General features: G+C 38.0%; 15 protein-coding genes and 2 pseudogenes. 13 read left to right on the forward strand and 4 right to left on the reverse strand.

What is annotated here, in order from left to right; all coding sequences use genetic code 11:
• Positions 1-737 precede the first annotated feature (737 nt).
• The 11 genes from L0665_RS01375 to L0665_RS01425 all read left to right on the forward strand — a co-directional run bounded on the left by L0665_RS01375 (position 738) and on the right by L0665_RS01425 (position 13714).
• Positions 738-1694 (forward strand): glycosyltransferase family 2 protein, encoded by a 957-nt coding sequence (locus L0665_RS01375; RefSeq protein ID WP_274923934.1) that lies wholly within the window; start codon positions 738-740, stop codon positions 1692-1694.
• A 48-nt stretch (positions 1695-1742) separates the two neighbouring features.
• Positions 1743-1841 (forward strand): hypothetical protein, encoded by a 99-nt coding sequence (locus L0665_RS01380; protein ID WP_274925696.1) that lies wholly within the window; start codon positions 1743-1745, stop codon positions 1839-1841.
• 26 nt (positions 1842-1867) lie between these two features.
• Positions 1868-2806 carry a DUF354 domain-containing protein gene (locus L0665_RS01385; RefSeq protein ID WP_274925697.1) on the forward strand — a complete coding sequence of 313 codons (939 nt, stop codon included), beginning with the start codon at positions 1868-1870 and terminating at the stop codon, positions 2804-2806.
• Entirely contained in the window at positions 2803-4077 is a 1275-nt protein-coding gene (locus tag L0665_RS01390; RefSeq protein WP_274923935.1) for a UDP-glucose dehydrogenase family protein, read from the forward strand. Before L0665_RS01385 ends, L0665_RS01390 begins: the two co-directional genes overlap by 4 nt.
• A complete protein-coding gene (galU, locus tag L0665_RS01395; protein ID WP_274923936.1) occupies positions 4074-5003 on the forward strand; it encodes a UTP--glucose-1-phosphate uridylyltransferase GalU in 930 nt (309 codons plus the stop codon). Before L0665_RS01390 ends, galU begins: the two co-directional genes overlap by 4 nt.
• Positions 5004-5276: 273 nt before the next feature.
• Positions 5277-6605, forward strand: a complete 1329-nt coding sequence (locus tag L0665_RS01400) for a nucleotide sugar dehydrogenase (protein ID WP_274923937.1) — start codon at positions 5277-5279, stop codon at positions 6603-6605.
• Entirely contained in the window at positions 6602-7573 is a 972-nt protein-coding gene (locus L0665_RS01405) for a glycosyltransferase (protein ID WP_274923938.1), read from the forward strand. The genes L0665_RS01400 and L0665_RS01405 overlap by 4 nt, the downstream gene beginning before the upstream one ends.
• Positions 7563-8363, forward strand: coding sequence for a glycosyltransferase (locus tag L0665_RS01410; protein ID WP_274923939.1), 801 nt, complete (start codon positions 7563-7565; stop codon positions 8361-8363). The genes L0665_RS01405 and L0665_RS01410 overlap by 11 nt, the downstream gene beginning before the upstream one ends.
• A gap of 280 nt (positions 8364-8643) precedes the next feature.
• Complete coding sequence (locus tag L0665_RS01415) at positions 8644-10500, forward strand: hypothetical protein (RefSeq protein ID WP_274923940.1); 1857 nt, start codon at positions 8644-8646, stop codon at positions 10498-10500.
• 214 nt (positions 10501-10714) lie between these two features.
• On the forward strand, positions 10715-12229 hold the full coding sequence (locus tag L0665_RS01420; RefSeq protein WP_274923941.1) for a CDP-glycerol glycerophosphotransferase family protein: 1515 nt from the start codon (positions 10715-10717) through the stop codon (positions 12227-12229).
• A gap of 27 nt (positions 12230-12256) precedes the next feature.
• Entirely contained in the window at positions 12257-13714 is a 1458-nt protein-coding gene (locus L0665_RS01425; protein WP_274923942.1) for an oligosaccharide flippase family protein, read from the forward strand.
• Between the two features lie 523 nt (positions 13715-14237).
• Here L0665_RS01425 and L0665_RS01430 read toward each other — a convergent pair.
• A pseudogene (locus L0665_RS01430) lies at positions 14238-14978 on the reverse strand (ATP-binding protein).
• Positions 14979-15412: 434 nt separating this feature from the next.
• Between L0665_RS01430 and L0665_RS01435 the strand changes: the two are divergent.
• Entirely contained in the window at positions 15413-16495 is a 1083-nt protein-coding gene (locus L0665_RS01435; protein WP_274923943.1) for an ISH3 family transposase, read from the forward strand.
• Between the two features lie 157 nt (positions 16496-16652).
• On the opposite strand, the gene L0665_RS01440 is transcribed toward L0665_RS01435, so the two are convergent.
• Positions 16653-17678: an acyltransferase family protein gene (locus tag L0665_RS01440; protein ID WP_274923944.1), complete on the reverse strand. Its 1026-nt coding sequence runs from the start codon at positions 17676-17678 to the stop codon at positions 16653-16655.
• A 291-nt stretch (positions 17679-17969) separates the two neighbouring features.
• On the opposite strand from L0665_RS01440, the pseudogene L0665_RS10815 reads away from it, so the two are divergent.
• Positions 17970-19581, forward strand: a pseudogene (locus L0665_RS10815) (IS1634 family transposase).
• Positions 19582-19619: 38 nt separating this feature from the next.
• On the opposite strand, the gene L0665_RS01460 reads toward L0665_RS10815, so the two are convergent.
• Both L0665_RS01460 and L0665_RS01465 read right to left on the reverse strand, forming a co-directional pair.
• Positions 19620-20594, reverse strand: a complete 975-nt coding sequence (locus L0665_RS01460) for a polysaccharide deacetylase family protein (protein WP_274923946.1) — start codon at positions 20592-20594, stop codon at positions 19620-19622.
• The gene (locus tag L0665_RS01465) at positions 20595-21734 is read right to left on the reverse strand and encodes a GNAT family N-acetyltransferase (RefSeq protein ID WP_274923947.1); all 1140 of its coding nucleotides are present in this window, start codon (positions 21732-21734) and stop codon (positions 20595-20597) included. It lies immediately after the preceding gene.
• Positions 21735-21758 lie beyond the last annotated feature (24 nt).

Below are 21758 nucleotides of genomic sequence, written 5' to 3' on the forward strand. Positions count from 1 at the left end.
TCAGAGTTATTTCCTTTCAGTCCAAACCCCATCTCTAACCAAAGTCCTAACCAAAGTCTCGGTAATACCTAAATCCAACTTCCATCTCAATCCCCAATCCTACTGAAATAACAGTCCCAACCACAGTCCCGGTAATACCTAAATCCAACTTTCATCCCAATCCCCAATCCTACTGAAATCACAGTCCCAAAAGAAATAGCACCGCCCATGTCAATGACGTCAACTGCCCACCAAAGCTATGGGATTCCTGCTTCTTTGATCATGAAGGGATCTTCATTACAATAGACAAACAGAAGGAGGTAAACATAAGGTCACCAGTTGGAATAAATAAGGGGGAATAATTCATCAAGGATAAATTACCCAACCAGGAATATTACCCTGCAGGGAGACATATCCAACAGGCGAGCCAAGAGTCGTCAAATGATTCTTATAAGTGGCATCCATGCGTGACGGAGAAATGACACCACAGATACACAGATATACCACATGTCATTTTTAGCCAGAATGAACAATCTATGCGCATCCGACCATATTTTGAGTTAAATCATAGGAAATAATACAGAAAACAGACGATTCCGGAAATTTTAATACGAGGAATTATTAGTGAAAACAAAAATACATTTTAATATCAGTGGTGGTTGTAGCCACCTGTTACATTCTATAGGAAAAATAGATAGCATTCAACCAAATTCCCATACATAAATCCATCCGAAAATCCCAAAGGAGGTCCCCCCGATTTGTATCGAGATAAAAAAATAAGCGTTGTCGTACCTGCATATAAGGAAGAACTCCTCATCAAAGAGACGCTAAAGTCCATACCTGATTATGTGGACCGCGTCTATGTGGTAAATGATTGTTCTCCGGACCGCACCGGAGAAATAATCGCAGAGTTTGCAAAGCATGATGACAGAGTTGTCCCCCTGACGCATGAAGTGAACAAAGGTCCCGGTGCAGCCATTGTTACAGGATATAATAGGGCAATAATTGAAAACATCGATCTTGTCGCTACCATGGATGGTGACAATCAAATGGATCCGGCATTTCTTCCCGAATTATTGGATCCTATCATCGATGGTAAATGCGACTTAACAATGGGAAATCGATTAATAAATGCAAAATCCCGAAAAGGAATGAGCAAATGGAGATTGTTTGGAAATTCAATTCTCACATTTCTTACGAAAATTGCATCAGGATACTGGCAGATGATGGACCCCCAAAATGGATATACTGTCATTTCTGCTCGCGCTTTAAGAACGATCGATGTTGACAGTATATATCCCAGGTACGGTTATCTGAATGACAGACTGGTAAAATTAAATATTTCAGGATTTAAAGTGCGCAATGTACCTCATCCATCAAGATATAATAATGAGACATCCGGAATAAGATATCGATCCTATATTACCAAAGTATCGTGGTTACTATTGAAAGATTTCCTTTTCAGATTAAGAACTAAATATATCATTCAGAGTTTCCACCCGTTAGTATTTTTCTATTTTTTTGGAACAATGCTCTCAGCACTAGGGATTTTAATGGCATTAATTACAATCTGGGAGAAATTTATTGCAGGTTATAATGTACTTTTCGTGCATGGAGTCCTTTCATTTATCACATTTATGCTGGGAATGATGTTTTTACTATTTGCAATGCTCTATGACATGGAACAGGAGAGGAATACAAATGGTTGGTATTGAGACAAGTATTCAGAACCAGAGGTAATATTAATGAAAATTCTCATCGATATGGGGCATCCCGCCCATGTACATTTGTTCAGAAATTTTATCTCAGAAATGCAGAACAGAGGCCATGAATTTCTGGTTACTGCAAGAAAAAGGATGTAACCCACACACTTCTTAAAAATTATCAAATTGAATATGTACCTGTAGGATCCTTAAAAAAAGGGACTTCTGGACTTATTATAGAATGGATCCAGAGAGATTTGTCAATATACTCTCTGGCAAAGCAATTTGACCCGGATCTATTAATGGGAATGGGAAATCCTTGTGTTTGCCACGCTGCAAAACTTTTAGGGAAATATGCAATAATCTTCACTGACACAGAACATGCCAAACTTCAAAACTCACTATCTGTTCCGTTCTGTGATGCAGTATGCACCCCATCTTGTTATGTGGGTGACCTTGGTAAGAAGCAGGTCCGGTATAACAGTTACCATGAGCTCGCGTACCTCCATCCGAATAACTTCACACCAAACCCCACTGTCCTCACCGAACTCAACCTCAAAGAGGGTGACCCCTTCATTGTCATACGCTTCGTTTCTTGGCAAGCAAACCACGACGTAGGACAGAGCGGCATTACGCTAGACAATAAGCGAAAAGCGATTCATGAATTCGAAAAATACGGCCGTGTTTTTATCACTTCAGAAAAACCTCTGCCGCAGGAGTTCGAAAAATATCGAATCTCAGTTGCTCCCGAAAAAATGCATGATTTGCTTTACTATGCCACCCTCCTGTATGGTGAAAGCTCGACCATGGCATCAGAGTGTGCTGTTTTGGGAACACATGCAATCTTCTGCGATTTTGCCGGTCGTGGTTACACAGACGAGGAAGAGAAAATCTATGATCTTATCTATAATTTCAAACTGGATGAATTAGGTCAGGAAGAATCAATAAAGAAAGCAGTTGAGTTGTTGCAGGACCCAGATCTCAAGAAAACAGGGCGAGAGAAGCAAGAACATTTGCTAAGCGACAAAATCGATGCTACCGCATTTATGGTTTGGTTTATTGAAAATTATCCAGACAGTGTTGCCAAGATGGAAAAAAATGACATCTCCAGGAGTTTTAAATGAGCAAATCTCTCTCAATAATCGGTTGTGGATATGTTGGATGCGTAACCGGCACATGTTTTGCCGATATGGGTCATGAAGTGACTCTCGTTGATATTGACCCCAGTAGAGTCTATTCTATCAATGAAGGACATTCTCCCATTTATGAATCTGGTCTCGAAGATCTCATAAAGGAGAACCGAAAACGAATCTGTGCAACAACAGATCTCCGGACTGCAGTAAATAATACGGATATTACCTTTATCGCCGTGGGTACTCCTTCAAATGTTGATGGTTCTATCAATCTAACATATGTATTCAATGCATGCAAGGAAATTGGTGAAATACTCCGGGAAAAAGACAGTTTCCACGTCATAATTGTAAAAAGCACGGTATTCCCAGGAACAACGGATACTCAGGTTCGCCAAATCCTGGAAGAACATTCGGGAAAGAAGGCAGGGATTGATTTCGGGCTCGGTGCAAATCCTGAGTTTCTCCGGGAAGGGAATGCAGTACAGGATTTCCTCTCTCCGGATCGGGTCGTAATCGGCGCAGATGACCCACGGACTGCTAACGTCATCAGGGACATATATGCCCCTCTAAATCCTCAGATTTTTACAACTTCAATTCGTACAGCTGAAATAATTAAATACACCAGTAATGCATTTCTTGCCACAAAAATCAGCTTTGCAAACGAGATCGGGAATCTGTGCAAAACGCTGGGAGTTGATTCAAAAGATGTATTTGATGGAGTGGGCATGGATAGTCGTATCAGCCCGGCATTTTTCAGGACCGGCATAGGCTTTGGTGGATCGTGCTTCCCGAAGGACGTTTGCGCTCTCCTATCGGGGGCAAGGGACTGTGGAGAGAAACTGAATGTCCTTAATGCAGTAATCGCGACTAATGAGGCACAACCACTGAGACTTCTTGGTCTCCTCAAGCGACACCTCCCAAATCTCAAGGGAAAAACGATCGGAATTCTCGGCCTTGCATTCAAACCTGATACCGATGACATCAGGGAAAGCAGGGCCATACCAGTTGTTTCCAGTCTTTGTTCCGAAGGGGCCGAGGTTATTGCCTATGATCCCGCAGCAATGGATAATTTCAGGCACATATTTCCGCATATCACGTATACCTCTTCTGCTTCCTCGGTACTTGAAGCCGATGCAGTTCTTATCCTCACTGAGTGGAAAGAATTTGAATATCTTGATTATTCGGGCAAAATCGTTATCGATGGACGCAGGATCGAAGCTGCACGGAATCATGCTACTATCTATGAAGGGGTGTGCTGGTGACAAAGGTCCATAAAGCTGTTATCCCTGTTGCGGGTCTCGGGACACGCTTTCTCCCTGCCACCAAAGCTATGCCTAAGGAAATGCTCCCCATTATTGACAGGCCAGTGATCCAGTATGTTGTTGAAGAGGCAATAGCTTCCGGGATTGACGATTTGATCTTCATCACAGGTAGGAGTAAGAGAGCTATTGAAGATTATTTTGATGATTCACCGGAACTTGAAATGCACCTGCGGGATCATCATAAAAATGAAATGCTCAAGGTAGTTCAGGATGTTTCATCTCTCGTAGATATTCACTACATCAGGCAGAAGGAACCAAGGGGTCTTGGTGATGCAGTATTACGGGCGGAGAAGCATATCGGTGATGAACCATTTGCAGTCCTTCTCGGTGACGACATAATCGTTAATGGAGTGCCCTGCACCAGACAGTTGATTGATACGTTTAATCACACCCATGGATCGGTCATCGCGGTAAATGAGGTCCCTCCCGAAAAAGTCAGCAGTTATGGAATTATCAAGGGTCATCCAATTGGGCCCTCACTGTACCAGATAGAAGATCTTGTAGAAAAACCAAGGCTTGAGGATGCTCCCTCCCGGATAGGAGCAATGGGTCGGTATATTTTTACTCCAGAGATATTTGAATGCCTTAAAAGTGTCCAACCAGGTGTAGGGGGAGAAATTCAGCTCACCGATGCCATCAAAATTCTCTGTCAACGCCAGTCAGTCTATGCATTCCAGTTCAGTGGAAAGCGATATGATACAGGTGACCGACTTGGTTATGTAGAGGCGATTATTGACTTTGCTCTGTCCCATGAAGAAATCGGTGAGCAGGTGATGGAATATCTTCAGATCGTTCTGAATCAGAAGAATGTGCAAACATCTAATCCAGTTTATGATGATAATAATAAACCAATTTTGAGGTCATAATAAATGAAGCAAAATTTGTCGCCTCCAATTTTTGTGCCCCGAAACAAATTGACAGGTAGATCATCATACCCAGGGACACCGTTATGGGCCCCACCTGCAAAAAAAACAATAACGACCCCACAGGAGTCACCGTCCATTAATATAATCGAAATACTTGCGAACCTCAGCGCAGAGGTGCTGGGTATAACCCATTCGTCCCCTCGATCCGGACGAAGAGAGGAATGTTCACATGTCCAAAATCAAAACTTATTTCCCTAAAAAATTGGAGAAGCTATGCAAAATTTACTAACAAAGATCAAAGATCATGATGCAAATATTGGAGTCATCGGACTCGGCTATGTCGGGCTCCCTCTTGCAATTGAATATTCAAAGAAGTTCTCTGTGATCGGATTCGATGTCAACAGTGAAGCAGTTAAAAGCCTTCAGTCGGGAAGATCACACATTCAGGATGTTCCCGATCAGATAATCGCAACGAACGTCAACAAATCTTTTTTTCCAACTGACGATCCAGCTGAGCTGAAAAATTGTGACTTCCTCATCATATGTGTCCCAACACCCCTGACTGAGGAGCGTTTACCCGACCTTACGTATATCAAATCTGCCTGCGGAACAATCGCCGGTGTGCTAAGAGAAGGCCAGTTTGTGATCCTGGAGAGCACCACCTATCCGGGAACCACCGAAGAAGTTGTCATCCCCATCCTTGAAGAGAGCGGTTTAAAAGCCGGTATCGATTTTGGTGTCGCCTACTCACCAGAACGAATTGATCCAGGCAACAAGCAGTTCACTGTCGATGAGGTCCCAAAGGTAGTCGGTGGGATGAACATCGCATGCACCGAGATTGCCGCCGCCCTCTACGGCAGTATCATTGAGGAAATAATCCCCGTCAGGGACATGCATACCGCAGAATCTGTCAAAATGATGGAGAACATCTTCCGGAATGTTAATATCGCCCTCGTCAACGAGATGGCCCTCATCTTCGAGCGGATGGGCATCGATACCTGGGAAGTGGTTGATGCCGCAGCCACCAAACCCTACGGGTTCATGCCTTTCTATCCCGGCCCGGGAATCGGCGGACACTGCATCCCGTTGGATCCCTTTTACATGTCCTACAAGGCGAAAAAGTACGGTTTCATTCCCCGGTTCATCGAGACCTCAGGTGAGATCAACGAGTTCATGAAAATGCATGCGGTCAACCTCGTGGAGAAAGGCCTCAAACAGGTGGGAAAGAGAATCTATGGAGCAAAGGTCACTGTGATGGGCCTTGCCTACAAGAAGAACATCAACGACCCACGAGAGTCACCGTCCATCAAGATTATTGAGGAACTCGTCCGGCTCGGAGCAAAGGTGCAGGTGTATGACCCCTATGTCCCCTCACTCCGGACCTGTGCAGGGGTGTTTACATCCGCCACAAGCATCAATGAGGCACTTGATGGTGCAGAATGTGCTCTGTTCCTCACGGACCATGATGTGTTCAGAGAAATCTCACTGGAAACCATGAAGGAAGTGATGGCAGCGCCGGTTGTCGTGGATGGGAAAAATATGTTTGACGGTGGTGAAGGGATCATATATCTGGGGATTGGGAAAGGTATGGTAATCCCATGAAGGAAGTTGGAGTTATTTTTGACAAGAGTGGGAAAGGAGGAGGTATTTACAACCAATCGGTATTTGATGGAATTGAAGATTGCTTTAATGTCGAAATGCATGAAATAATTCGGCCGCAAAAAAATAAGTTTTACAATTTCAGCAAGTTATATTACAATCTTTCAAAAATTAAAGGAGAGAAATTTGTATGGATTAGAACCTTAAATTCAGTACTTACTCTCCCTTTTGATAATACCCACGGAAAAAATATTGCAATAATTCATCACATCGATAATTCATTAAAACCGGTACCTACAAAGATACTAAGTGATGTTATAGATAAAGTCCTGATTCATAATTTAAGTTCGGTTGATACAATAGTTGTTGTTTCACAATATTGGAAACAGTATTTTGAAAGACTTGGTTTTAAGTCAATAAAAGTCATCTACAACCCATTTATTCTTGAGGAATTCAAGTTCAGCGATAACAGTATTGATGCATTCAAAGAAAAATATCATTTGTCGGAAAAACCAATTATATACCTCGGGAATTGCCAAAAAGCAAAAGGTGTGATTGAAGCATATGATGCCTTAAAAGAATTTGATGCATACTTCGTTACAAGTGGAGCAAAAGATGTTAATCTTCCTGTTATTCATCTCAATGTAGATTATAATGAATATTTGAAATTATTGCGATCATCTTCAGTAGCAGTCACTATGTCAAAATTCAATGAAGGGTGGTGCAGAACTGCCCATGAAGCTATGATATGTAAAACTCCGGTTGTTGGTTCAGGTAAGGGAGGTATGGAGGAACTATTAACCGGGGGAAAACAGATTATTTGTCATGATTTCTCTAAGCTGAGGGAGTGTGTGGAGTATGCCATGGATAACTCAAAACTCGGGGAAATAGGGTATGAATTTGCTACTCAAGAGTGTTTCACATTAGATTTTTTTAAAAATCAATGGGTAAAATTAATCGATGAGCAATAAAGTATTTCGGTATATTATAATCTCTATTCACGAGAACATCGACTGGTTCTACCAGGAGGTCGGGATGAATCACACCCTCATTAATAATGCAGCCTGGTCGGAGGTCGATGCTCTCATCATAGTGAATAAAAAGGATGTACCTGTCCTGCAGCGTTACAAAGATCAGGTCTATGCAATTCCTAACGGATTTTCTCCAGCATTCCACCCCATTGATACCAACATTGCAAGGGAACAACTTGGCCTGCCGAAGGATGGAAAAATCATATTCACGCTGGGTAATCTTATCAAAAGAAAAGGTTTCAACTACCTGATCGATGCAATGGGACAGGTCTGCTGTCAGCGGGATGATGTTATCTGTTTTATCGGGAAGAGGGGCCCAGAGAGAGATAACCTGCAGAAGCAGATTGACCAGTTACACCTCGGAGATAAAGTAAAGTTGCTTGGGTCGCTGCCTGGTGATCAACTGACTTTTTGGATGAACGCCTGCGATTTCTTTGTTCTAGCAAGTCTTAACGAAGGGAACCCTACTGTCATGTTCGAGGCACTTGGATGTGGTAAAGCCTTTGTGGGAACAAAGGTTGGGGGGGTGGCTGAAATCATTAAATCGGATGATTACGGCCTCACCGTTGAACCCACTAACTCATATGACTTGGCAGAAAATATACTGAAAGCACTTGAGCGGGAATGGGACAGGGGGGCCATCCTTACGTATGCGGAGCAGTTTACATGGGAGAATATTTCCAAGGCAGTCTTAAATCTATATGATCGTTTATTGTACATAAAAAGTTAAATATCCCCAGTCAATCAATTATGAATTCAACTAATATTATTATGATTTCATTCGAGAGAGAGAGTAAAACAAGTATTAGTATTTATTCAAATTATATGTCGTCCAAAATCAAAAAACAACAAATAACATAGGCGAGTGTATAATGATAAGAACATTAAAGATTTATAAATTATTTAATTCAGTTAGCAATATTTTTCCTACTTTACTTCCTGTGCTGTCTTTTATAGCTGGTTTGACTTTATTTGTCATTTCTTATGTCAAAAATATCGATCAATATGGTATGGGTCTCGCATTTATTTTTGCTTCATTAGTCTGTTTATACCTAAATAAATGTCTTGCTAAAAAAAAAGATATTTTTCATAAAGTTCCCATTATTAATCAATTAGCACTTAAAATCAAACTTATTACAAATATCATATTTTTTGTAAGTTTTACACTCTCAGTTTTAGTATATTACACTTGTGGTTACATCCGACCACCGATATACTTCGGACTCATTGCTCTTGCATTTTTTTCATTGTTTATTGAATTATTTTTAATATCTACAGATGGATTCCAATCCAATTATTATATATTTAAGACCCTAATTATCTCCATAAGTTTCCGTGCAGAGAGATTTTTTAGTTTTCCAATTATCCCAGGAAATGACACACAATTCCACCTAAATCTGGTTACACAAATAATAAATCTTCATCACATTCCAAGTCCTGAAATAAACCCAACAAAATATATTTATTCACCCCTATGGCACACTTATGTATCCATATCTGAAATTCTATTTGAAATAACTCCTTCTAAGGTGCTATTCCTCTCCGTAGGAATTGCATTTGTTATAATATTAAGTTTATTCGTTTTCCTCATTGTAAGAAATCTGTTCAATTCACAAGCTGGATTAATTGCAGTTATTTTTGTCAATATTGCTGATATGATATTTGTTCGTGGAGTGACAGCCATTTATACAAGTTCACTTGTTCATTGTTTTTTTATATTAATTCTTTATTTTCTAATTTCTAACAAGAACAGAACATTATTCCAAATACTCATAGTATTTCTTATAATCGAAACGATATTGACGCATCAATTATCGACGTTTTGTGTATTTTTAATTATGTGGGTGATTTTTGCTTCAAAACATATATATACCACATTAATTTTAAACAATACAGCTCAAATTAATTATAATAAATTAAAATCATTACAGATTAAAATATTACCTTTATTTATTTCTACAATTATTTTAATATATTACTGGGCAAACATAGGAGGAGAATGGGATAAGAGCAGTTTTTTTGGCAAAATGATTGTACGGCTTGAAAAGACAATCTCAAGAATGATTCAAGATTACTTTTCTTCAAGTGCATATTCCTCAACTGTATACGAGAATATGTTTGGCAATTACGATGTATTGTCAAATGTCTTATATAATTTGGGATATAACTTTCTTTTATCCCTTGCGATAATTGGAATTGTTATTTGTTGCTATAAACAGAATCGTTCGCTTTCCCGATGGGCCTTTATTTCTGCTGCTATTGTTTTGTTTTGTGTGATATATCCAGGTACATTTTTGGGACTGGGTCAGATATTCATACCTCACAGATTTATATCTTTTTTAGAAATATTGCTAGTTATTTTTGCAGCCTATGCAGCACAGTTATTGTATTATTGCACAGACACAATTTCTACAAAAAGGTGTATTTATTATGCATTTATATTCATTATGATATTCCTGCTAATCACAACACCATTTATAAACCGAAATGATCCTATCTATTGTGTAGATCGTGAGCAGAGGACAGGCATATATTTATCCGAACTAGCCCCTATTGCATGGGCAAATAACAATTCCCCAATAGAAACACTCACTGTTGACCCATATATTTCTTCCAGAACATTGTCTACTGTGGAGGCATACGATCTCTCTACAGTTAAAATTCATTACTTTTCTCCTCAACCAAATCACGAATTGGAAAGCTCCATCATAATTATTAGAAAATATTTTGAAGAGAATAGTAATCACATTGTAATTACAGGAACTTTTGGGAAATCAGTTATAACAAATTATTCAGATACACTATATTTTGTAAAGATACAATTTAATAATATATACTCATCTGGCTCTACACATATATATTCATAAATTTATTATTACTTATCACTCATATGATAATTTGTAATAAAGATAATTAGTAAAAACAAAAATTGAAGTTAGTGTAATTCAGGCTGATGAGAAATCATTATTCCTTGCTGTCCTATTTGACCAATTATTCATAGTCAAAAAACAGGGTTTATCCTACATAAAATAGAGTACGGTATAGTAATATAATTACAGAAAGAAGGAGGGACTCCCCATATTGAAATCAAAAATAAATAAAAAATTAGAATCAGCATTTGCCAATAGCTGTGTTCGCAATATCCTAATTGATGAGCTTAATGCTTTTCCATTATGGTATTATTGTATGAAGGATATGATAAGAATAAAGGAATCAGCAAATATGATGGGAGGGAGTTATTTTAACCGTAATGATATTAAATACACATCAAAGCGAGCAGGTAGATGGATAACACATATTTTTTCAAAAAAATATCAAGACAATACCGATGTTCTTTTCATTTCTAGAGATCGGTTTGTAAAAATAGAGAGTGTTTCTGACAATTTAGTATCAGATTCTCTGTTTTTTAGCATTATTTCCGAATTATCGACTCAACACCCAGATATCAATCTGAATCTATTATGTAAAGCATCCCCACCCAAGAATCTAAATATCAAAGCAGTCAATGTGGATTCTTACACTAAATTTTCAGATCTCTTAAACTCAGCATTTTTTTCCGTTAAAAAAATAATCCAGTGGCGGATTAACAAATACTATTTGGCCAATAGAATGAATCCAGATAAATCTATAGATTCCCATATCTTATACAGTTTAGATTCTTTTTTTAGCTTGGTAAATTTAGGTTACTATTCCATAGTTGATTATTGTTATTACAACGCCCTTAAAAAATTGAATCCAAGGGTTGTGATCTCTAACGATGATGTCCTGCAGTTTAAACCTAGATCCAAAAATAATTACCTGAAATTCATCACACTCCAATCTTCAACTATTTCACCAAGCAATGAAACATATCAAAGAAAATTTATACATGAATTTGGATCAGAATCAATAAGATCAGATTATTTTATTTGTCAGGGAGAATACTTTAAAAAATTAAAGGATTATTCAAATACGTCCAAGAAAGTTGTCGTCATGGGTCAACCCCGGTATGACATCCTAGCTCATGCCAGTGAAATCTATGACAAATCAAAAATAGTAATGGATCTCGGCTTGGATCCAAATAAAAAAATAATTCTCTGGTGTACCCAAACGCACGGCATGTCCTCCGAGGAGAATATATCCAGCATAAATGCAGTGTATAATACAATGACCTCTTTAAAGGATGAAGTACAGTTGGTAATCAAACTGCATCCTAGCGAGGATCAGGATGCCCCCCTCTATTATGACAATACTTCTTACAAGCCAGTGATCTTGAAGAAGGATGTGGATACCAATGCCCTTCTCTATTCATGCGAGATGATGATAACCAAAAACTCGACAACTGCTATGGAAGCAGTTATTCTCAATAAACCCGTAATTGTTCTAAATTTAAGTGGGGATCCTGATCAGGTCAATTTTGTTTCTGAGGGGGTGGCACTTGGGGTCTATGATCAAGTGGATCTATTTTCTGCAACAAAAAAAATTCTGGACGACAATTCCATATTACATGAAAAACGGGAAGAGTATATCAAAAAATATCTATACAAAATAGATGGGAAAGCAACAGAGAGAGTTGTCAATTTAATCATATCCCTGCTCGATGAATCTAAATCCTGATATAGCTCTATAACAAACTTAAATACAGTGGCTGAATTCCATAGATTTGCCAGACAAATAGGTCTGATCGGCATAACCAATCTCATCATTGGTCTGAGCGGCCTCATACTCATCCCCATCCTCACCAAGACCCTCTCTATTGAGGAATATGGTATATATGTTCAGATCCTTGTAACCATCAACCTCGTCCCCGGGATTGTAATGCTCGGCCTCCCTTATACAATGGTCCGGTTCCTCGCAGGAGCAAAAACACGGGAAGAGATACAGGAAGGCTACTACTCAATTGCAGTCATCACAATTGTGACAGCCGGCCTCGCCTCAGTCGCTCTCTTCATTCTGGCCGAACCAATATCTGCTGCACTCTTCGATGGACAGACGATTATTACCCGGATCCTTGCACTAGTCGTCTTTTTGGAGTGCATAAATCTCCTCCAGTTCAATTACTTCAGGACATTTCAACAGATAAAGCGGTATTCTTCACTTCTCTTCTTTAAAACCTGCCTACAGTTGATCATGGTCGGAGGACTTGTCTTTGCAGGCTATGGGATCTTCGGCGCAGTGATGGGACTGTTCATCACCGACCTCACGTTGCTGCTCATCATGGGTGTCCTCATCGTTTCCGGCATCGGATTCACCATCCCAAAGTTCACGCACCTCCGGGAATACCTCTCCTTTGGTCTTCCGACTGTGCCTGGGAACGTTTCCAGTTGGGTGGTGAACTCGAGTGATCGGTATATGATTGGACTTTTTCTGGGAACTGCATATGTCGGGTACTATGCACCGGGATATACTCTTGGAAATATTATCCATATGTTCGTTGCACCACTTTCATTCATGCTGCCTGCAGTCCTTTCAAAGTATTATGATGAAAAGAATTATCAGGGAGTTCAAACAGTCCTCCAGTATTCTCTAAAGTATTTTCTTATGTTAGCAGTTCCATCATTTGTCGGATTGTCAATTCTATCCAAACCGATATTAACCATTATCTCAACACCTGAAATTGCACAAAATGGGTATCTGATCACTCCATTTACTGCGTTATGCGCGATATTTTTTGGAGTTTATGCAATTATTTTTCAAATTCTAATTTTAGAGAAAAAAACCAAGATAACAGCAACGGTATGGATAATCGCTGCAGTGATTAATTTTGGATTAAACCTTGTTTTAATACCATATTTGGGGATTATTGGTGCCGCTGTTACGACACTTATTTCATTTGTATTTGTTCTTGTGATTATTGCATACATTTTAAATACAAAATCTCAGTTGACCTTATCATATAATATTAATATTGGAACATTTTTTCCAATTCTATTTGCATCAATCTTGATGATTCCAGTATTACTTTTCCTACAACCTGTTGGAATTGTGTCGATAATGCTAACGGTAACACTTTGTGCGATCATATATTTCATTCTAATATTTGTTCTCAAAGGAATAACAAAAGAAGAAATAATCTTTTTCAGGAGTATGATCATTAGATAAGGATATATTTCTAAATATATTCCAGAGGATTACTTTAAACGCATAATTTTCTGTAACTGGTCAGGTCCTCTATAACAAATATTTTAACTTTGCTCATATTCTTGAACTCTGTTTATAGAAAATAAGTTCATAATCCCAGTATCCGCCGGAAACGCTCACTAAAAATTGATCCAGTGCGACGGGAAAAGCTATATCAATGGATTGCAGTTAAAATCCGCCAATATCTCCATTCAGAGTGTCCCTACTCTGATGTGCATTTCTGGTAACGGATTTGTGCAAAGCTTATAGGAAAAAGCGAAATAGTATCGAACCTAACGCTACAAATTCGCCAGGGAAATGGGCACATGGAGAATCAAAAGGTGAAGCTTCGTTTAGGGGTCGTAGTTCTGAGATGCGAAAAGGTTAGGTTGGTTACGCATGAGCCAAAATGGCAATGAAATCTGGTTGTGACTTCTGGATCGTATCACAACTATCAACACCGGGTTAATTTTCCCCAAGTATGCCGGAATGTATTTCCACAATTTTACTTCAACTTTCCTATGAGTTCACCACTAACCGGTGGAACCCTCTCGGTCTTCTGACGTTCTTTCATACGGTGGCTGTCACCCCAGATATTTACCGTCGAGTGGTGCAGAATCCTGTCAAGAATTGTTGAAGCAATGACTGTATCCAGGAATATCTCGCCCCACTGGCTGTATGACTTGTTTGAGGTGAAGACAATGGACCGCTTTTCATACCGGGTGCAAATCAGCTGAAAGAAACAGTACGCAGCATCGGAATCAAATGGAAGATAGCCAATCTCATCTATGATCAGCAGTTGATATTTCGAGAGATAATTCAGATACCTCTGCAATTTGCCCTGATTGTATGCGTTGAGCAGTTTTTCAATCAGATTGGATGCATTGATGAAATAAACCTGCATTCCTGCGTGAATGGATGCCATTCCCAGGGCAACAGCAAGATGTGTCTTTCCCACCCTGGAAGGCCAAGGAACACCACATTTTCTGCATTGTGAACGAATTTGAGTGTGAGAAGATCCTTTACCGTAAAAACATCAATTTATGGCTGAAATTCGAATTAAGTCATCAAACGTCTTTCGAAATGGGAGACCTGAAAGTCTGAGATTCCTTTCTGTTCTCTTTTTCGTCCTTGATTTTCTTTCTTCATCCATGAGATAATCCAGAATTTCAAGAACTGATTTCTCTTCATTTCCGGCATATTCCAGGAAATTATCCAGAATATCGTCAATGGTAGTCAGGCCCAAGTCAACTAAATTCTGGTGAAGTCGTTCGTAAATCAGGACGCCCAGATCGTTTCACCTCCGGAAAACTGCTCATAAAAGTCAATGGAGCGCTGCTGGACTTCGGGTTCTCCAAAATATAAAACGGAGCCTTTCTGCGCAATTCTGGTATTATTTTGCTTCATTGTTTCGGAGAAAAGACCTTTGAAATGCTCTTTAACTCTTCTTGTTCTACCGCTACCCGCGAGGATCTCATGCGTGCAGATTTCAGTTCCATTGCAGAGGACAGTCAGTGAATGAATCATCCTGAATGATCAAAGTCACTGTCCTCATTACTTCTCTAAATTTTCCAAGCCCAGTAGTTCTTGTCAACGATGGGTAATGTTTTTGTAAATATGAATCGGGCAAAGTAACGTCAACAAAAAGAAAAGATCTATGTACCCTGTGGGCGCCGCAATATGACCAAATATCAAAACGCCCGTATTACAGTACACGCCCTAAAATCAAAAGAATGTTCTGATCTTGCCGTAAACGCATTGAACCATAATCTTAAAATCCCTATTGACGGCCAATTAGGCCAAAAAACTCATTTTCAGACCCTTATTGGAATGTCAGTGAACCGTCTGTCCATTCACTCTATTGGAAATATCGCTCAGAAGGTACCGTGTGAGACATCAATCAGATATCACCTATCAAAACTTGATCTACCAACTCTGGAGGATATGAATCCCAGAATTCTCACAGATGCTGCAGCCTCATCATTCAGGGAAGACAAAAAATACCCGTTTGCAATCGATTTGACAAACGATCCATATTATGGAAAAATCGACGATACAAACGCAGATTACATTATCCGCAGCAGACCGAAGAAATCAACAACCTCATTCTATTCATATGTGTCTCTGTACGTCATCCAGAAAGGAGAACGGCTGACACTTGCCGTTTTTCTGGTGAGAAAAGGTGTCAAGATGGTCGAATATGTCAGAAAATGTGTAGAGACAATCCATAATTTGAACGTGAATGTTGAAGTCCTCTGCCTGGACAGGGGATTTTATTCGAAGAATATGTTCACATTCCTTCAGGATGAAGTGATTCCTCACATTGTGCCGGTGAAAAAGCATAGCGTAGAAATAAAGGCACTCCTAAAGGGCAATAAGAGCAGATTTGGCAAATATACGATGAAAAGCAAGGGGAAACCTCTTGAAATAGATATTGCCATTGACGTTCATTACCAGCAGGGAAAGCATGGGAATGTCAACTTGGGATATGTTGTTCATGGGATTGATTGGACAACGAGAAAGATCTACAGCACGTACAAAACGAGGTTTGCCATTGAAGCATCATATCGAATCAGGAACATCGTAAAATGTAAAACATCATCCAAAAACGTGGTAGTTCGATATCTATATGCAATAATCTCTCTGCTGCTCAAGAACATCTGGGTCGTGTTGCAGCGAACCTACTTTTCTCCGGTGAGGAGAGGGCCGAGAACGATTGATGAAGATCTGTTCCGGTTTGATCAGTTCCAGATGATGACCTAGGAAGGTATTAAAAGAGTGTTGAGGCCAGTTACAGAAATCCCTGTTATAAGGCTGCCGGTTTAGAAATTTGAGAATGGTGAAGCGAGGGGTGAATTTTCTTATGGAGGTAAATTAGAGAAGTACTGGTGTTTCAAAAAAAATGGATAATAGCAATCCTCTATAAATAAATCCTTTTGAGATATGCACTTAATTTTCGATATTTCATTTCACCAGGTATTGCTAAAAATAAGGCACATATATTGGACAATAAGAAACCTAAAATGAATATTAATGTTGTTGATATTGATTCTTGAAAATTTACAAGGAAAGAAAAAATACTGTAATGTATTAAATACAAAGTATAAGAATAACCCGCAAACAAATGGACTATTGCATTCTTTTTATTCTTTTGATTTTTTTTCTTACTAAATAAATATAGAATCAACAAGATAGAAATACTAATAAAGAAACCGAAATATGGATTATATACATTTAATTTACATATAACTATTGAAGTAGTTGATCCTATAAGACAGATTATGAGACCTAAACATGTCTGCAATTTATTTATATTCAAATACGATTCGTTTAATAAAACAAATATTCCCATCCCAAATATCCAAGTTAAAAATAAACCACCCCCAATACATCCAAACAAATTGTAAATTGGAACTATTGAAAATATAAATAATACAAATAAATATTTATAATTTATGTGTTTCGACACAGTTCTAAAAATAATCCATCCAAAAAACATATATATCCACCATTCAATTGCAAGTGTCCACAAAGGACGGCCTGTCCCGAATGTTGCCACAAAAGGTAGGAGTGGATAATTTTGTAGCATAAATAAATTTGAAATCAGAGTAAATACATTATATGATGAGTAATAAATATAATTTTCTGGGAACATTATCTGAAATATGTAATCTAATAATAATATGAATAGTAATGCAGGTATTAAACCTGCATATATCCTAGAAAATCTATCAATAAAATATTCTTTAAATGAATATCCTTTATTATTTATTTTTCTAACAGTGCTATATGTAATCAAAAAACCAGAAAGGATAAAAAATATTACCACTCCTATATTTTGAATATATGGAAAATTGGGTGGTTGTAAAAATTCAAATATTCCACAGAGAGCGATTCCATGTCCAATTAAGACCAACTGGACTGCTATTATTCGTAATATATCCAAAAACAAAGAACAATTATGTGGTAAATTATAATTAAATTTCAAAATTTATTACATCCCATAATATTGTTGTCGAAAATCCATTAACCCGTCTTTTCCAGTTGAAAATAAACAAGTGTGTTCTTAGTGATGTTTGAATCGACTAAAATGCAGAAAACACTAAGATCTAATAAGATTGAATCTAATCAAAATATATCCTTTCCGATCGGCATCACAGTATCCACAGAAAAGAACTCACCCCTGAAACAATAATCCACCAAAAGATCCATGTACGTTTAAGCAAATATCTACAATATGCCCCTCATTGATGGATTCGATGACGAATCAATCCTTTCCATCGACCACCATGATATAGTTTCCGATGCCTATGACTCCCTTTGAATCGCAAATATAATCGATGCCACTATCCCAAAAACGCGCCACCATAATCTCAACCATTTTCAGGTAGTCAAAACAATGGCGCTCAACGGTCTGGGATTCATCGAACGCCGTCTGTATATCTTTCCTGAATTTTTTGACGATATCGCAGTTGAACGCCTCCTTGGCGAAGGAATAACCACAGATCAATGATGATTTACTCGGCAGAACCCTGGACGCCATCGCAGAGTATGATCCCACCGAGCTTTTCAACGAAATCGTGTCAAACTGCCTCATTTCAACAGAATTCGGTTCGCACTGCATTCATGTGGATACAACCAACTTCAGTGTCACAGGTGAATATGAATCAGACTTTGGCACAGAAAAAATCAAAATAACCTATGGTCATCCAAAGGATGGTCGCTGGGATCTCAAGAGATTCGTCCTGAGTATGGCATCAAACCAGCATGGCATACCTCTTTTCCTTCAGACATTTTCCTGGAATGAATCCGATAAAGAAACGCTCAGAACCATTATTGAAAATCTCAAAAACAATCTGATATCAGACGAAAAAGTATACCATGTAGCGGATTCTGCCTTTTATACCCGGAAAAATCTTCAGATTGTTGGGTAGCACACGTTCTGGATTACCCGGGTACCATCTTCCATCAAAGAGGCAAAGGATCTGCTCGCATCAGAGTGCCAGTTCAAACCATGCAAAGATGATCGATATTCCTATTTTGAACAGGTGAGCGAATATGCTGGCATCACGCAGAAATGGGTCCAATATTATTCCGAGCCCACGTATGAATAGAAAAAAAAGAGGTTTAAAGAGAAACTTGACAAAAAAATGCTTTCTGCAAAGAAATCGCTCCGAAAAATAGGTGCAATTGAATCCAAGTGTGAGCCAGATGCGCACAATGTCGCGCAAAGATGGTTGAGCGATCATCCGCTGTTCTGGTTCAGTGAATACAAAATTATTACGATTCAGGGGAGGGCAGAAAAGAAACGTGGTCGGCCAAAGACTGGTGAACTAATGGTTCCAATATTCAGGTTCGAAGCGGATATTGAATTTAATGAAGAAGCAGTTGAAAAGGAACGGCAAAAACTCAGCCGGTTTATCCTGGCAACGTATGATACTGCAATATCTGCAGACGAACTGCTTTACAACTACAAAGAACAGGGAACAGTTGAGAGAGGATTCCAATTCCTGAAAGACAAATCATTCCTGGTTGCAGAGGTATATCTAAAGAAACCATCCCGTATCCAGGCGTTATCGATGATCATGGTTCTGTGTTTGTTCATATACTCAATGACTGAGTTCCGTCTGAGAAAAGAGCTGGAAAAATCAGGTAAAACAGTGACCAGCCAGACAAAGAGACATACACAAAGGCCAACAATGAAGTGGATATTTTTCCGTTTCAGAAGGGTTCGTGAGTTTTGATTTGTAGAAGTTGGGAGGAAAATAAAAAGAATTCCGAATCTAAATGAGGAATTTTGGAGGATATTGCGGCTTTTGGGTGCGGATTATGAAAAATATTACACTTGAAAAAATTGGTGCGGAAAGTGGGAAATTACTGCGGAATCTCAGATTACTTTTCGAGTCCATATATTAGGTGATATATTTGATTCTTTTGGAAAGTCGTTAGTGTCTAATCTTTCTAAAGAAAGAGCATTTGATCTATTCAGCATAGCAATATCTACTCTTGTTGTAAATGCAATTTTACAATTTTTTTCCTTTAATATATCAATTAAAGAGTCATTATAAGAACCATATGGATAACACATAATCCATTCATCAATGTTGACTCCAATTTTTGTTAAAAATTTTAATGATAAATCAATCTCACTTTCTTGTTTCTCTCGAGGAAGTTTATCCAGCCAATAGTGATCATATCCATGACTACCGATATACATGCCATTCCTTACCATGCAACGTAGTTGATCAATATTCATATACAACTCTCGCGAAAAAGCAACCTCGTCCGCCGAAACATGCTTTGCAAATAATTCACCAATTATTAAATTTCGTGCTTGTTCATCTAGTTCATTTTGTAATAGCCTTTTTACAAAAATCACTTCTTTTGTGTCATATCTACTTTCACAAGCCAATTTGTTATAATAGTATTCATTGGTGTTTAAACTAAATTGATCACGATATTTATCAATACACAAATATAATTCTTGGATAAGACAGTTTATGTCCATTGATGCTAAAAGAAAATGAATTTTATTAACTCCAAGAACCTTTTTTTCTTCGATTGCTTTAGCAGGAGGAAAAAATACACCTTGAATATTCCTTTCATCTAGAATAGGAAATACTTCTGTATAATGGTCAATATAAGCATCATCAAAGGTTAAAAGGGCTGAATTTTTTGGTAAACTACGATTATGGTAGATACCCTCAAGACAGTCATTTATAGTTACAAATTGATAATATTTACTTAAATAATCAAGTTGGTTTTTAAATTGGCTTACCAATAATCCTTTAATAGCAGGAAACCGCGTATAGGGAAGTTCCCTTACAAAGTGATACATAATCACAGTGACTTGGTTACTCATTCATTCAGCTCCTTTGGATATCGCTTGTGCTATTTTTGCAATTCTATCTCTATCAGAATCGGCTCTAGTAAAATAAACGTCCTCTTCTGTCATAAGTGAGATCCTTTCTTGATATGGTTTACTATATAAACCAAAGTATTCCAAGTTTGGACGATTTTCTATAGGTGAGGTAACTTGTGGAAATAGACATACATCATCATCTTTGACACAAATGAAACCAATTTTTTTCAAAATATTACCATATCTTTCCCCGAATGCCGAAAAATCTATATAAACATCCCTGCGTTCATTAGCATCAGTAATGATTTTCGACACAACAGTATCAATAAAAGAATCCTCCCCATAAATATCAACGATCCTAGTTACATATAAATCCGTAGGAACAAGGCGCTCTCTTCGTGCTATTGCATAAGCAAAGATTTTTTTATCAATGACATATGCAATGACGCTATAGTTGATATAGGGATTATTTATGAAACGCCATCTTATATATTCTATATCTCGAAAAACAATAGCATTTTCTTTGAAAGTATAACCAATTGTAAAATTATCAATGTTACAACTATTGATACGAACTACCTTCTTATCTTCTGATGCAATAGGCTGAATGTTTCTTGATTCAAAAATATTTAATAATTTTCGAGATTTATCTAGATCATTCCCAATTATTTTTACAACTTCAAAAGATTTTTCATCTAAATTTAGAATATACCGATTAAATCTTTGAAAACCAAAAATATTCACTTTTTGACTTTTATAAAATTCTGCTGTTTTATAAGTAAATCCAATAACACCAAAAACATCAAATTTATTCATAAATAGAGTCACAAGTTGTTTTCCTATCCCCAAGTTTCGATATTCTGGAAGTGTATATGCATTTACAGCCCATAAAAGTTGAACTGGTTGATTGTTTAATAATAATTTGCATAATATTCCCCCAAGATGACCTACAATCTCATCACGATCATTTACTGCAACAACACAATTCAGTTCTGATCCTTGCCTAAATGAAGGTCCTCCAAAAAACCACTCTAAAAAGTTTAAATCTTGGAAAATTGTATCTTTACCGTATGCTTGAATATAAAAAAATTGCAATTCTCTAATATCCGTTGGTTTTAAAGTACGAATAGTATAATTCATAGCATCAATTCATCTCTTTTACTA

The sequence above is a fragment of the Methanogenium marinum genome, from assembly GCF_028912405.1.
GTDB lineage: Archaea > Halobacteriota > Methanomicrobia > Methanomicrobiales > Methanomicrobiaceae > Methanogenium > Methanogenium marinum.